At 71.3% G+C, this 13,993-nt stretch carries 13 protein-coding genes; 5 read left to right on the top strand and 8 right to left on the bottom strand.

Translation table 11 applies throughout. The features are described from left to right. Positions 1 to 6: 6 nt before the first annotated feature. The 6 genes from ACQPZW_RS12395 to ACQPZW_RS12370 all read right to left on the bottom strand — a co-directional run bounded on the left by ACQPZW_RS12395 (position 7) and on the right by ACQPZW_RS12370 (position 7,819). Complete coding sequence (locus ACQPZW_RS12395) at positions 7 to 3,054, bottom strand: NACHT domain-containing protein (RefSeq protein ID WP_433794999.1); 3,048 nt, start codon at positions 3,052 to 3,054, stop codon at positions 7 to 9. Positions 3,055 to 3,077: 23 nt separating this feature from the next. Continuing rightward, the gene (locus tag ACQPZW_RS12390; protein ID WP_433794998.1) at positions 3,078 to 3,509 is read right to left on the bottom strand and encodes a hypothetical protein; all 432 of its coding nucleotides are present in this window, start codon (positions 3,507 to 3,509) and stop codon (positions 3,078 to 3,080) included. A gap of 96 nt (positions 3,510 to 3,605) precedes the next feature. Further along, positions 3,606 to 5,258 (bottom strand): alpha/beta hydrolase, encoded by a 1,653-nt coding sequence (locus ACQPZW_RS12385; RefSeq protein WP_433794997.1) that lies wholly within the window; start codon positions 5,256 to 5,258, stop codon positions 3,606 to 3,608. Further along, positions 5,255 to 5,548: a hypothetical protein gene (locus ACQPZW_RS12380; RefSeq protein WP_433794995.1), complete on the bottom strand. Its 294-nt coding sequence runs from the start codon at positions 5,546 to 5,548 to the stop codon at positions 5,255 to 5,257. The genes ACQPZW_RS12385 and ACQPZW_RS12380 overlap by 4 nt, the downstream gene beginning before the upstream one ends. A 160-nt stretch (positions 5,549 to 5,708) precedes the next feature. Then, a complete protein-coding gene (locus tag ACQPZW_RS12375; protein ID WP_433794994.1) occupies positions 5,709 to 6,740 on the bottom strand; it encodes an LLM class F420-dependent oxidoreductase in 1,032 nt (343 codons plus the stop codon). Further along, the gene (locus tag ACQPZW_RS12370) at positions 6,740 to 7,819 is read right to left on the bottom strand and encodes an alcohol dehydrogenase catalytic domain-containing protein (protein WP_433794993.1); all 1,080 of its coding nucleotides are present in this window, start codon (positions 7,817 to 7,819) and stop codon (positions 6,740 to 6,742) included. Before ACQPZW_RS12370 ends, ACQPZW_RS12375 begins: the two co-directional genes overlap by 1 nt. Before the next feature lie 90 nt (positions 7,820 to 7,909). Between ACQPZW_RS12370 and ACQPZW_RS12365 the strand changes: the two genes are divergently transcribed. Genes ACQPZW_RS12365 through ACQPZW_RS12345 form a run of 5 tightly spaced genes read left to right on the top strand, consistent with a single transcriptional unit; the run spans position 7,910 to position 11,311 of the window. Continuing rightward, positions 7,910 to 8,497, top strand: coding sequence for a TetR/AcrR family transcriptional regulator (locus ACQPZW_RS12365; RefSeq protein WP_433794992.1), 588 nt, complete (start codon positions 7,910 to 7,912; stop codon positions 8,495 to 8,497). Positions 8,498 to 8,526: 29 nt separating this feature from the next. Then, positions 8,527 to 9,288 (top strand): glucose 1-dehydrogenase, encoded by a 762-nt coding sequence (locus ACQPZW_RS12360; RefSeq protein ID WP_433794991.1) that lies wholly within the window; start codon positions 8,527 to 8,529, stop codon positions 9,286 to 9,288. 1 nt (position 9,289) lies between these two features. Continuing rightward, entirely contained in the window at positions 9,290 to 10,201 is a 912-nt protein-coding gene (locus ACQPZW_RS12355; protein ID WP_433794990.1) for an SDR family NAD(P)-dependent oxidoreductase, read from the top strand. Next, positions 10,198 to 10,650, top strand: a complete 453-nt coding sequence (locus ACQPZW_RS12350) for a pyridoxamine 5'-phosphate oxidase family protein (protein WP_433794989.1) — start codon at positions 10,198 to 10,200, stop codon at positions 10,648 to 10,650. Before ACQPZW_RS12355 ends, ACQPZW_RS12350 begins: the two co-directional genes overlap by 4 nt. Before the next feature lie 58 nt (positions 10,651 to 10,708). After that, complete coding sequence (locus tag ACQPZW_RS12345) at positions 10,709 to 11,311, top strand: TetR/AcrR family transcriptional regulator (protein ID WP_433794988.1); 603 nt, start codon at positions 10,709 to 10,711, stop codon at positions 11,309 to 11,311. Here the strand turns inward: ACQPZW_RS12345 and ACQPZW_RS12340 are convergent. Beyond that, on the bottom strand, positions 11,291 to 12,322 hold the full coding sequence (locus ACQPZW_RS12340; protein ID WP_433794987.1) for an MBL fold metallo-hydrolase: 1,032 nt from the start codon (positions 12,320 to 12,322) through the stop codon (positions 11,291 to 11,293). The two genes, ACQPZW_RS12345 and ACQPZW_RS12340, sit on opposite strands and share 21 nt — an antisense overlap. A gap of 145 nt (positions 12,323 to 12,467) precedes the next feature. Then, a complete protein-coding gene (locus tag ACQPZW_RS12335) occupies positions 12,468 to 13,976 on the bottom strand; it encodes an aldehyde dehydrogenase family protein (RefSeq protein ID WP_433794985.1) in 1,509 nt (502 codons plus the stop codon). Positions 13,977 to 13,993 lie beyond the last annotated feature (17 nt).

Genomic DNA, 13,993 nt, shown 5'->3' with positions numbered 1-13,993 from the left:
CCCCCATCACGGCGTCCTCCCCCGACCCCTGTTCCCCGGGGAGGGCGCCACCCCGCCGACTCGCAACGGCACGACGACGCTCGCCCCCCGGACCGTGAGAAGGTCCATGACCTCGACGAGAGGCAGGCGCGGCGCGTCGGACTCCAGGGTCTGCTGGAAGAGGTTGAGGCAGCGATGCAGCGAGGGCGACGGCCTCTCGTTCTGCATCCAGCGTGTCAACGCGTGCGCCGCACGTCGATGAGCTGCCATCAGAGCCTGCAGGTCGGCGTCTTCCGATCGATCCGTCAGCAGAAGCCGCACCAAGCTGAACGCAACCGACTCGACGTCTCCGGAGTCGTGCTCGATGAAGGTGGCCATCGACGGCCACAGCAACTCGCTCAAGATCGGCTCGGCGACGTGGCGTAACACGTCGTCGCTGAACGCTCCGGAGAGATTCAACGTGGCCAGAGCCGGAACGAGTGGGAAGTCCACGCTGAAGCCGCTGACGACTCCGGAACCGGAGACCTTCGGTCCCGGAGCGAATCGATTCGACCACAGCGGATCGACTGCTCCAGCCGTCACGTCCTCGGCGAACTCCAGGACGAGGTCCCTGCGCTCGTCCTCGGCCCATGTGCGGGTCACCTGGACCAGGGCCAAGCCGTCGAGAAGCATGCCGCCGGGCACCGCCGCCCGCCATTGCAGACCAGTGTCCCGCAGCCAGCCCGCCGGGTCCTGGGCATGCAGATAGAGATCTGACGCCCGGACGTGGCCGCCGCACGCGAGCGTCAACAGCATCAGGTTGAAGGAGTAGGTGGCCATCCAATGGTCGATGCGTTTGTCGACCGGCCGGTAGGTGCTCGGCGTGTAGGACGGCCTCGTCACGGCCACCCGTAGCTTCTCCAGGAGCCAGTCGCGGGAGTCGGGTGTCAGCAGCTTGCGGAGGAACGGGACGACCGTGCTGCGGGCGCACAGCGGGGTGAAGCCGAGCAGCGACTGCAGCAGAGTGTCATCCTCGGTCTGGCCGAGACGGACGGTTCGGGCCCGGGACAGGGCCACACCGTCGCGGACCGCCTGGGCCACGAGACGGGCCACCAGGTACTCGCCGAAAGTGGCGTGCAGGAACTCGTACGTCTGCCTGGTCTGATCCTCCTGGACCGCCTGGCTGCGCTGGATGAAGAAGAACCGCCCCACCATCTCCTCGCCCGCGCTGAAGGCGCGCTGGAAGCCCTCGGTCCTCGGGGCGCCGGACGGGCGCAGGCCGAGGCCGGTCAGGTCGGCGTCGAGCTCGTCGGTGGTCGCCCACAGGCGCAGCCGATGGAACATCGCGAACGCCACCACCGACAGGCGCTCCAGCTCGTCGCGGATCAGCTCCAGCCGCTCGGGTTCCGGCAGGTGGGTGCCGTGGACTCGGCGGACCTCGCGCTCGGCGAAATCGATCAGCAGGCGCTCGTAGAGCTCGCCGGTGTCGATGTCGTCGGCGTCCTGGAGGGCGTTCGCGCCGGCGTCGTAGAGGGCCAGCATGAGCAGCAGAAGCGGCTGTGCGGCCAGGTCGGGGAAGCGCAGCACCACCTCGCGGGTGAGCGGCCGCCGCCCGGTTCCGGACCAGTAGCGGGCGTTGGCCGTGTTCCAGAAGTCCAGCCAGCGGTCGACCTGCGGCTCGTCGAACGGCTCCAGGCGCACGACCAGGCCGCCGGCCGGGATGCGGGCCCGGTCGGCGACCGCGACGCGGCTCGTCACGATCACCGCGGCGGGACGGTCCAGCCGACTCTCGCGCTGCTGGAACGCGGCCACCCGCTCCAGATAGTCGGACTGGTGCACGCCGGTCGCCTGCAACAGCTCGTCCAGGCCGTCGAGCAGGATCACCGGCATCGCGGCGTCCGCCGACTCGGCCAGTTCGGCCCAGGCGACGGTCTCACCGATGGCGCCGCGCAGCGCCTGCTCGATCTGGTCCTGGATGGACGCCTCGGCCCGGACCTCGCGCAGCGCCACCCGGACGACCAGGTAGTCGGCGGCGGGCAGACGTGCGGCGAGGATCCTGGTCAGCGACGACTTGCCGCCACCGGGCTGGCCCAGCAGCACCAGCGGGACGGTGGCCGCCTGCGGGGTGGTCAGATAGGTGGCGAGGAACGTGTCGAAGTCGGTGCGGGCGTCGGCCTCGTTCCACCAGTCCTCGTCGGCGGGGCGCAGGCCGGGGCTGCCCGGTCTCACCCGGAACCGCGGATCCAGGTAGGCGGCGGCCAGGCTCGGCATGCTCAGGTCACCGGCGTCGCCACCGAGGATCGGCTCGTCCAGATCGGCGCGGTGGATGCGTGCCAGGGCAAGACGATGGCGAGCCGGATCGCGGTGTGAGGTCACCCGGAGCAGGGCGGCCTCCAAGCCCTCCAGACCGCGGGACACCGCTCGCGACTCAAGCCGGGCCAGCCAGATCCCGAATTCGGGCACGTCCTGGACCAGGCGACGAACGGTCGTCTCGTAGCCTTCGGCGGCCAGTCCCGGCAGGCGCTCGGCCAGTAGGGCGCCTGCCGCGCGGCGCGCCCGGTCGTCTGCGGCGTCCCAGGCGGCGAGGCCGGTGAGGTGATCGGTCATCTGCCGCGCACGGGTCGCGAACCAGTCGGTGAGCTCCGCCAGCAGACGGTCACCGGTGCGGTCCGGCCCGGGGGCGGGGATGTCGGCGTCGAGCAGACGGGACTGCCAGGAGCCGTCGGAGCGGGCGGCGGCCACGAAACGGAGCTGGTCGTCGCGGGTGAAGTCCGGGTTCGCGAGTCCGGCGGTCTCCAGGCAGTCGTCCAGCGATACGAAGAATGACTGGACGACCAGGACACCGTGCGCGGCGTGCAGGCGTTGGCCGCGGTTGTAGCGGGTCTGGTCGCGTACCACATCGGTGATCTTCTCGGCCACCAGATGCCCGAGCCGGATCGCCTCCGTCTTGGCGTCGAAAAGGCTGATGGCGGCCTCGCTGCCGCCCGCCGTGGCGACGGCGAGCGCACCGCCGAGCAGGTTGTCGGCGGCCTTCATCAGCGGCCCGGAGCCGCCGAGCAGCTTGACGGCGTCGGTGTAGGTCAGACCTCGGGACACGGTCCCCACTATATGGACGGTCGCTACTTCGGATCGGGCGTGCCGTTCTCCCAGATGCACGGCGAGCTGGCGCTGAGCGTGTAGTCGTAGTAGCCGTCGCGGTCCCAGGCATCGACGACAACCGAGTAGTCGTCCGGGGTTCGCACCACGAATCGGGGCGGTCGTTCGCTACGGCGGTCGTCGTGGACGCGGTAGCCCTGCTGTTCCCAGAAGGCGACCAGGGCGGGGATCGTCTGCTCTGCGGGCCAGGAGCCGGCGGCATCCGGAATGAGGTTGTAGCGTCTCTCGGCGAAGATACGACCACGCGGAGCGCCGCTCTCGGCATCGTCGCACGAGCCGATGTCGCTGCCGTCGCTGAATTTCAGCGTCGCACCGGTAGGCACCTGCGTGAAGGCTTCCCTGACCAGGGCCTCGACACGCTCGGCGGCCTGGTCTTTGGTCTCGGTCGGCTGCATCTCCTCGCTCCTTCCCGTGCAAGCGGCGATCGTGAGAATGATCGTCGCCGTTGCCAGAACACTGGTGATCCGTCGTGATCTCAAGTCGAATCCTCGCTACAAGCCGCCGGTGACGATTCTTGCGATGTTCTTCCGTGCGATGTTTCCGTTCTCCCAGTAAGCGGAGTGGGTGAGGTCCTGGCGGACAGCGTCGCCGGGATCGCTGGGAAAGACCCAGGCGCCGAAATCGGATCGGACCGGATCGTTGCCGTGCGCGGCATCCAGGTCCGGGATCCACTTGATCATGTCGTGCTCGGCCCGCGTTGCGTAGATCTCGTTCGACGGCAGACCCGGCAACTCCGACACATGGTTGACGTCCACGCCGGGCGATCCGACGAAGATCGCCGCGTCGGCCTCGAACCCGGATTGCATCGCCGAGTGGCCCATCACCGTACTCCCGTAGCTGTGCCCGAGCACGGTGTTGCGCGAGGGCACATCCCCCTCGTGGGTCGCTCGGAGGCCGCTCTGGAAGCCGCTGAGCTCTGTCGCGCCCTTCTCGGCATACGAGTCCGAGGCTGCGTTCGGAATCAGGTCCGGAGCGTCGTAGCCGAGCCAGTAGATCGACGCGGTGGTGGCGGCCGGGTCGGTGTGGCCCGCGTCCGCGGCCATCTTGTCGGCCCGGTCGATGTCGCCGCGTGATCCGGCCAGGTCGGCCGTGGTGCCGGGGACGTAGGTGAGGACGTTGTTCGCGGTGTCCGGGTTGTTGACCGAGACGATGGCCCGGCCGTCGTCGGCGGTGGAGAGGCCCAGCAGGAACGCCGGGGGCTGCGGGTTCGCCAGGCGGTCACGGATCGCGGTCAGGCCGTCGACCTTGCCGGACAGGGGTTCGCGTTCGGCGCCGAGGTTCAGCAGTTCGCGGTCGGCGGCGCTGCGCGGGTCGATCTCGTGGGGGTAGACCTCGTAGAGGCGGCCCTGGTCGAGCATGCTCTGCAGGTAGGCGATCCGGGCGTCCACCTGGCCCAGACGGCCGGTCAGGGCCGCCGTCTCGCGGTCCAGGATCGCGCGGTTGGCGAGGTCGCGGTCGCCGGCGGGTATGCCGTCGAGCCAGCCGACCAGGTCGGGGTGGTCGCGGATCGCCTGTTCCTGCTGTTCGGGCGTGAGCACCCGCCACCAGCCATTCACCTGCTCGGGGGTACGGCCGGCCTGCGCCCGCAGGTCGTCGGCGGTGATCGGGTCCATCCGGGACAGGCCGAACGCCGTGCCCGCGGTGGGGACGTTGACGGTGACGGTGTTGGCGGTGGAGTCGTCGAGGGCGCGGGCCTGTTCGACGACGGACCGCAGGTCGCCGGCGAGACCGCCGATCGCGCGGGCGGTCTGATCGAGCATGCCGCCCTGGTAGAGCCCGGCGGGGGCGGTGATGTCGAGGGTGGCGGTGTCGACGGTGAAGCCGGACTGCCGGGCGGCGGCGAGGATCTCCTCGGCCTGGCGGCGGAGGGTGCTCATGCCGTACGCATGCTGGTCCATCGCGTCGAAGATGCGCCTCGCCGGGTTGTAGACGTTGCTCAGCTCGGTGCGCAGGCGGGCGGCCCGTTCGTGACCGGCCGTGGCCCCGGCGCCGGACGGCCACACGTGCGCCAGGTCGCGGGTGCCGCGGATGAGCCGTTCGGCGGCGTCGTCGAGGCCCTGGGCCAGCTTCTGCCAGGTCTCGGCTGCGGTATGCCAGGGGGTGACGTCGGTGGCGAGCAACTGCCGCAGGGTGAGCGCGCTCATCGCGGCACCGGCTGCCGTAGGTCGTCTCCGGAGACCCGGTCGGCCGCGACGATCTCCTGCACCGCCGTGCCGAGGGCCGCGCCGAAGGAGTCGAGCTCGGTGGTCAGGCGGCGAAGCTCGGCCTGCCAGATGGTGGCGGCGGCGCGGGCGGCGGTGGCCGCGTCCGAGCCGGGAAGGCCGGGCGGCGCCATCCGGCCCTCGGCCGTCGCGGTGGCGTCGCGAAGGCCGGCGGACGTGGTACGGACCTCGGCGGCTGCGCTCTGCAGGCCTGGTACATCGACGTCGAGCAACGGAATCGACCCCCTCTCCTACCGGGGTCTACGCCGATGGTCTTGACCGGGTTCACCGTCGGCGAAGCCCGGATTCCCGCTGGGCGAAGACCGGCTCACGGCCAGACGAGGTCCGGCCCATGACCGCGCGAGGTCCGGCCCACGGCGGGACGAGACCGGCTCACGGCAGCAGGCTGCGGAGCTCGGCTATCTGTTTGACCCGCTCCGCGCGCGTGGTGGCCAGTGGAGACGCCAGCAGGGTGGTGACACCGGCCGCGGCGAGGGCGTCGAGGCCGCGGCGGAGGTCGTCGGGTCGGCCCACCAGGGACGTGGCGGTGACCAGGTCGTCCGGGACGGCGGCGACGGCTTCGGCGCGGCGGCCGGACAGGTAGAGGTCCTGGATGCGGGCGGCCTCGTCGGCGTAGCCGTAGCGGCGGACCAGGTCGTTGGAGAAGTTGCGGCCGCGGGCGCCCATGCCGCCGAGGTAGAGCGCGAGCTGGGCACGGTGCCGGGCGAGCAGGTCCGGGTGGGGGTCGCCGACGGCGAACGGCACCGGCACGCTCACGTCCAGCGGTGGCAGTGAAGGGTCGCGGCGGGAGCGTCCGTCGGCCAGGGACTCGCCGAAGACCCGCTCGGCGGATCCGGGGTCGAGCCAGAGTGCCTGCCAGCCCTCGGCGATCTCGGCGGCCAGCGCCACGTTGCGGGGCCCCATGGCGGCCAGCAGGATCGGGACGCGTGGCCGTACCGGATGATTGATCAGTTTGAGGGGTTTCGCGTAGTCGCCGGTGAGCGGGATCGTGTAGTGGTCGCCGTCGAAGGTGAGGGTCTCGCGGCGCCAGACGCGGCGGCAGATCTCGACGATCTCGCGGGTGCGGGCGACCGGGGCGTCGTAGCGGACCCCGTGGAAACCCTCGATGACCTGGGGTCCGGACGCGCCGAGGCCGAGGTTGAACCGGCCGCCGGACACGTAGTCGAGTCCGGCGGCGGTCATCGCGGTCAGCGTAGGAGTGCGAGTGTAGAGCTGCATCACACCGGACGCCAGATCCATCGCACGGGTGCGAGCGGCGAGGTAGCCCAGTTGGCTGACGGCGTCGAAGCTGTACGCCTCAGGGACCACCACCAGGTCCGCGCCGGCCTCCTCGAACTCGACCACCTCGTCGACCGCGTCGGCGAAGCCCTCGCCGCTGTAGCCGAGCTGGATCCCGAGCCGCATCAGTCGTTGACGATCACTTGGCGGATCACGTCGCCGCTGCCCAAGGCGGCGAGCGCGTCGCCGACCTGGTCGAGGCGCAGGCGGCGGCTGATCATGCCCTCGATGTCGAGGCGCCCGGCGCGCCACAGGGCCAGCAGGCGGGGGAAGTCGCGGTGCGGGTCGGCCGAGCCGTACAGGGACGGGACGATCGTCTTGCCCTCGAAGAGCAGCTCGAACGGACTGAACCCGACGGTGTCCTCGGCCCGGCCGGCGCCCACGACGACGACCTGGCCACCGCGCCGGGTGGCGGTCCACGCGGTCCGCAGCGTCTGTGGCACGGCGACCACGTCGAAGGCGTGGTCGTAGCCCTCCGGCGCCACCTCGGCCTGCAGGTCGCCCAGCTCGTCGGGGGTGGCGGTGTGGGTGGCGCCGAACCGGCGGGCCGCCTCGTGCCGCGCGGGCACCGTGTCGACGGCCATGATCTGCGCGGCCCCGGCGAGGCGGGCGCCCTGGATGGCGGCGATGCCGACGCCGCCGCAGCCGATCACGACGACGGTGTCGCCGGGACGCACCCTCGCCGTGTTGATCACCGCGCCGACGCCGGTGGTGACGCCGCAGCCGACCAGGGCGGCCACCTCGTACGGCACGTCGTCGTCGATCTTCACGGCGCCGGCCCGGGGCACCACCATCTCCTCGGCGAACGAACCGCACCCGGCCATCCCGAAGATCTCCAGGTCACCGGCGGCGAACCGGGGGATGACGTAGCCGGCCATCACGTGCGTCATGCACAGGTGGGTCTCGCCGCGGCGGCAGTGGGTGCAGACACCGCAGGCGGGCAGCCAGTTGACCGCGACCCGGTCGCCGGGGGCCAGGTCGTCGACGCCGTCACCGACCTCGATGACGTCACCGGCCGCCTCGTGGCCGAGGACCGCGGGCACCGGCTGGGGCAGGCCGCCCCGCAGGGCGGACAGGTCGGAGTGACAGACGCCGGCGGCCCGGACCCGCAGGCGCACCTCGCCCGGCCCGGGCCCGAGGACCGTCACGTCGTCACGGAAGTCGAGTTTGTCGTCCCCGATCGTGTGCAGCACGGCCGCGCGCATCCCGGCACCCCCTCGAAAAGTAGAACGCGTTCTACGCTATCGACGAGCCTGGTACCAAGCAAGCGTTCGGTCAAGGGCGATAATCGGCCGGTGACGCAATCCAAGAGCCCGTCCGAGCGGCGCGCGCATCTCGTCCGGCTGGCCGGTGACCTCTTCGCCGAGAAGGGCTTCCGGGCGACGACGGTGCGCGAGATCGCCGACGCCGCCGGGATCCTCTCCGGCAGCCTCTACCACCACTTCGACTCCAAGGAGTCGATCGGCGACGAGATCCTCAGCGCCTTCCTCGAGGACGTCCTGGCCGGTTACCGCGAGGCGGTCCGGGACACGGCCGACCCGCGGACGGCGATCGAGCAGATCGTACGGTCGAGCACCGCCAACCTCAGCCGGCACCGGGCCGCGCTCACCATGCTGCAGAACGACTGGAACTACTTCAGCGGGCAGCCCCGGTTCGCGTATCTGCGTACCGCCATGAAGGAGATCGAGCAGACCTGGATCGAGCAGCTCGAGCGGGGGAAGCAGACCGGGCAGTTCCGGGCCGACCTGGACACCCGCCTCACGTACCGGCTGCTGCGCGACATCCTCTGGCTGCCCACCTCGTGGCGCTCGTCGGCGACGTGGGACACCGGGCAGATCATCGACGGACTTCTCCGCCTTCTGTTCGACGGCATCCGGGCGTAGCCTCCCAAGCAAGCGCTTGGGAGGTTTGGATGGGGCGACTGGACGGCAAGGTTGCACTGATCACCGGCGGCGCGCGCGGCATGGGCAAGGCCCACGCCCGGCACTTCGCCGCCGAGGGGGCACGCGTCGTGATCGGCGACGTGCTCGACGAGAAGGGGCAGCGCGTCGCCGACGGCCTCGGCGGCGACCGCTGCCGGTACGTGCATCACGACGTGACCAGCCCCGACGACTGGGCCGCCGCGGTCGGCACCACGATCGACGCGTTCGGGCGGGTCGACGTGCTGGTCAACAACGCGGGCATCCTGCGGCACGCGCCGGTCGCCGAGATGGACCCGGCCGAGTTCCGGCAGGTCATCGAGGTCAACCTGATCGGCACGTGGCTGGGCATCCGGCAGGTCGTCCCGGCGATGATCGACGCGGGCGGCGGGTCGATCGTGAACATCTCGTCGATCGAGGGGTTCGCCGGGGCGTCCGGCCTGTCGGCGTACAGCGCCAGCAAGTTCGGCGTCCGCGGCCTGACCCGGTCGGCCGCGCAGGAGCTCGGGCCGCTCGGCATCCGGGTCAACTCGGTGCACCCGGGCGGCGTGATGACGTCGATGGCGCTGGCCGCCGCGCAGACGATGACGGACGTGGACGGCGGCGGGTTCCTCAAGGGCCTGCCGATCGCCCGCTTCGCCGAGCCGGTGGAGATCTCCCGCCTGGTCGCGTTCCTCGCCTCCGACGAGGCGTCGTACACCACCGGCGCCGAGTTCCTCGCCGACGGCGGCCTGCTCAGCGGACCGGGGTACTGAGATGGCGACCCTCGACGGGCGGGTCGCGATCGTCACCGGGGCCGGGCAGGGGCTCGGCGCGGCCGAGGCGCGGGCGCTCGCCGCGGCCGGCGCCCGGATGGTCCTCAACGACCTGCCCGGCGCGGCCCTCGACGACGTCGTGGAGCAGATCCGGGCCGACGGCGGCCAGGCGGTCGCGTGCTCCGGCGACGTGGCCGAATGGGCGACCGGCGAGGCCCTGGTCAAGACGGCCGTGGACACGTTCGGTGGACTGGACGTGCTGGTCAACAACGCGGGTGTGCTGCGCGACCGGATGGTCTTCACGATGTCCGAACAGGAGTGGGACACCGTCATCCGGGTCCACCTGCGCGGCCATTTCGTCACCACGCGGTTCGCCACCGCGTACTGGCGGGGCCGGGCCAGGACGACCGGCCGGCCGGGCTACGCCCGGATCGTCAACACCGCCTCCGAGGCGTATCTGCTCGGCTCGGCCGGCCAGCCCAACTACGCGGCGGCCAAGGGCGGGATCGTCTCGCTCACCCTGGCCACGGCGCGAGGTTGTCTCAAGCATGGGGTACGAGCGAACGCGATCTGTCCGCGCGCAAGAACCTCCATGACCGGCCAGTTGATGGGAGCCGCTCCGGACGGGCCCGACCCGATGGCCCCCGAGCGGGTCGCGCCGCTGGTCGTGCATCTGGCCGGGCCGTCCGGCGAGCGGATCACCGGCGAGGTGTTCGTGGTGCACGGCGACGTCGTGGCGCTTCTCGGGCCGCCGACGGTGCGGGCCGTCTTCCACGCCGCCACCGGGCAGTGGACGGCCGCCGAGCTGGACGCCGCCCTGAGCACCGAGTTCGCCGCCGACCCGCCGCACCCCGGCTACGTCTGCGAGGAGACGCTGCCACTGGCCGAGTCGACGTTCGGGCAGGCGCCGTGAAGCAACGGGACGCGGTCACGATGACCGATGACGAGGTGGGGGCGCTCCTGGCGTACCGCAGGAAGGTCCAGATAGCGACGATCAACCCGGACGGCACGCCGCATCTGGTGACCATGTTCTTCGCGGTGGCCGGAGGCCGGATCGCGTTCTGGACCTACCGGACCTCGCAGAAGGCCCGCAACCTGGCCCGTGACCCGCGCCTGACGTGCCTCGTCGAGGACGGTGAGGACTACTTCGAGCTGCGCGGCGTCCAGGTCAACGGCACGGTGACGGTGATCGCCGACCTGCCGGGCGTGACCGAGGTGGGCCGGTCGATCGCGGCCCGGATGCCCGACATCCCGGCCGACGCCCTCGACGCGTACGTCACCCACGCCGCCCGCAAACGCACCGCCTACGTCGTCGAACCGGTCCGGATCACCAGCTGGGACCATCGCCGGCTGCTGACCTGACCGTCCGGCCCGGCCTGCGCATAGACTGACCGCCGGCCGGATCGGGGTGGGAGGGCGCATGTCAGTCGGTGCGACGGTGGGCCGGCCCCGCGATCCCGAGGTGGACGACCGCATCACCCGGGCCGCGGCCGAGGTGTTCGGCACCGAGGGCTGGGCCCGGTTCTCGGTCGACGCCGTGGCCCGGCGCGCCGGCGTCGGCAAGGCGTCCATCTATCTGCGCTGGCCCAACAAGGAGGCGCTGCTCGTCGCGGTGTTCGCCTCGCGCCTGTCCGGCGTCCGCGACATCGACACCGGCAGCCTCCGCGACGATCTGGTGGCGCTGGCCCGCCAGGTGCTGCACGCGTTCCTCGACGAGTCCGGCGGCGCGGTGCTGCGGCTGATGCTGGAGGCGGAGAGCATCCCCGCGGGCCAGGAGCATCTGGACCGCTTCCTGCAGTCCCAGGCGACCGCGGCGAGGGCCATCGTCCACCGCGGCATCGACCGCGGCCAGCTACGCCGCGACATCAGCGTCACCCTGCTGCTCAACACGATCAGCGGCGGCGCCCTCAACCACGCCCTGACGACACCGTCCCGCTCCCGGGCGAAGGTGGCCGCCGGAGCCGACCGCTACGCCGAAGAGCTCGTCGACTTCGTCCTGGCCTCAGTGACCACTACCGGCTAGCGCCGTCGCGCGGAGGCGGTCGCCGTCGCGGGTCAGGTCGCCGGAGCGGATCAGCAGCTCCACGTGGGCGGCGGTCTCAGCGACCGCGCCGACCAGCATCGGGCCGATCTCGTCCCACGGGCGGGACCAGGTCAGCCGGGACGCCAGCTGCCAGATGGTGGCCGCGCCCAGCCGTTCGACGGTCGTCAGGATCTCGCGGCAGCGGTCGCGGTGGTGGGAGTCCAGTTCGGCGGCTCGGGCGGCGATACCCCGGAAGCGGTACTCGTGGCCGGGCAGCGCCTCGCACTCGTCGTAGGCGGCGACCTTCCCCAGCGACTCCAGGTAGAGCCCGAGCGGATCCTCGCCGCTGAGCTGCAGGCCGATGTTGGGACTGATCCGTGGCAGCACGTGGTCGCCGGTGAGCAGCACCTGCGCATCCGGCTCCAGCAGGCACAGGTGGCCCGGCGTGTGGCCGGGAGTCCAGACGGCCCGCAACCGGCGGCCGGCCAGCGGGACCAGGTCGCCGTCGTTCAGCATCACGTCGGCGTCGGCGAGTGGCGCGAAGTGCAGGTCCACCGCGGCCCCGAACCTCCCGATCAGCCCGTCGATCTCCTCGGCCGGAACGTGCAGGTCACGCATCCATGCCGCCAGCGCCGCGCTCGGCGCGGTCTCCCGGTCGCGCAGCATCGTCGCGTGTTCGGCGGGGTGCATCGCCACCCACGCCCCGGAGGCGTCCCGGAGCCGGGCGGTCAGCCCGTGGTGGTCCGGGTGCACGTGGGTGAGCACGACACCCGTCACGTCAGCGGCGGTCGCCCCGGCCTCGGCCAGCCCGGCGGTCAGCGCCGCCCAGCCGGCGTCACTCGCCCACCCCGGGTCGACGACGACGAGCCCGTCGTCCCCCGGAACCAGATAGCTCAAGGTGTATCGCAGGGGGTTGTCCGGGATCGGCACCGGAACCGACACCAGCCCACCGGCCAGCCTCTCCACCGGCGGCAACGTCTTGGCACGCCAGGAAGCCTGCTGCACGTTCATCCCCGAGCCCCTTTCCTAGACGAATATCGTCTAGGAACAAGACAATATCGGGAACGCGACCCGTTCACCAATGATTCGCGAAGTCGCCCGGGAGCCGGAGGACAAGACTCCGGCGGCATACCCGTGGAGGCGGAGGTGGACCGTGCTACATCATCTCCTCGGTGGTGGGGATCAGGACGGTCTTCAGCTCGGTGTAGGCCTCGATCGACGTGCGCCCGCCCTCCCGGTTCAGGCCGGACTGGCCGTAACCGCCGAACGCGACGTGCGGCTCCAACTGGTAGCCGTTGATGCCCACGGTGCCGGCCCGCAGGGACTTCGTCAGGCGGAAGGCCCGCTTCACGTCCGAGGTCCAGACCGTGGCGGCCAGGCCGTACGTGGTGTCGTTGGCCAGGCGCAGCGCCTCGTACTCCTCGGTGAACGGGACGACCGCCAGCACCGGGCCGAAGATCTCCTCACGGGCGATCGTGGCGTCGTTGGCGACATCGGCGAACAGGGTCGGCTGGACGAAGTTGCCGGCGGCCAGCTCGCCGTCGGGGCGACCCCCACCGGTCACCAGGCGGGCGCCCTCGGCCCGGCCGGACTCGATGTAGCCGAGGACCCGGTTCAGCTGGCGCTCGTTGATCAGCGGGGACGCGGTGGTCTCCGGGTGGAACGGGTCCCCGTAGGTGACCAGGGCGGCCATCGCCTCGGCGATCGCCAGGAACTCGTCGTAGACGTCGCGGTGCACCAGCGCCCGGGTGTGGGCGACGCAGGCCTGGCCGGAGAGGCCCATCGTCACCGTTCCCATGGTGGTGGCGGCCGCGGCGTACACATCGGCGTCCGGGAAGACCAGTGACGGGCTCTTGCCGCCCAGCTCCAGACTGGTTCGCTTGATGCCGTTCGCGGCGGCGGCCAGGACCTTACGGCCGACGCCGCGGCTCCCGGTGAAGCTGATCTTGTCAACCTGAGGGTGGTTGATCAGCGCGTCGCCGGTGGTCTCGCCGGGTCCGGTGACCACGTTGAGGACGCCCGCCGGCAGGCCGGCCTCCTCGATGATCCGGGCCAGGCGCAGCGCGGAGAACGTCGCGTACTCGGACGGCTTCAGGACCACGGTGCAGCCGGCGGCCAGGGCGGGCGCGATCTTCTGGGCGGCCAGCAGCAGAGGGCCGTTCCACGGGATGATCGCGGCGACCACGCCGACCGGTTCGCGCAGCGTGAGGACCAGATGGTCGCCGCCCTGATAGCCGGGCAGCGTCTCACCGGCCAGCTTGTCCACCCAGCCGGCATGGTGGTCGAAGATGTCGGCGACACACTCGACGGACATCGCATACGTCTCGCCGAAACTCACCGGCACCCCGTTGTCGAGGGCGACCAGCGTCTGCAACTCCTCAGCGTTCTCCCGGATGGCGTCGGCGATGCGGCGCAGGACCCTGATCCTCTCCTTCGCCCGGGTACGCGGCCACGTGCCCTCGTCGAACGCGGTGCGGGCGGCGCGTACCGCCGCGTCCACGTCGGACGCCGTGCCGATGGCGAACGTGCCGACCTCCTCGGCGGTGGCCGGATGCAGGTGGGTCCAGGTGGCGCCGTCGGCGGCGGGACGCCAGCCGCCGTCGATCAGCAGTTCTCCGCCGGCCAGGCCGACCTCGTCGCGTTTGGCCTTGATCGAGAGCACCATACCGACCTCCGGGCGCA

This window comes from Actinoplanes sp. CA-252034, from assembly GCF_050956125.1.
Taxonomy (GTDB): Bacteria; Actinomycetota; Actinomycetes; order Mycobacteriales; family Micromonosporaceae; genus Actinoplanes.
The sequence above is the reverse complement of the archived record's forward strand: the minus strand, read 5'-3'. Positions and strand labels throughout refer to the sequence as shown.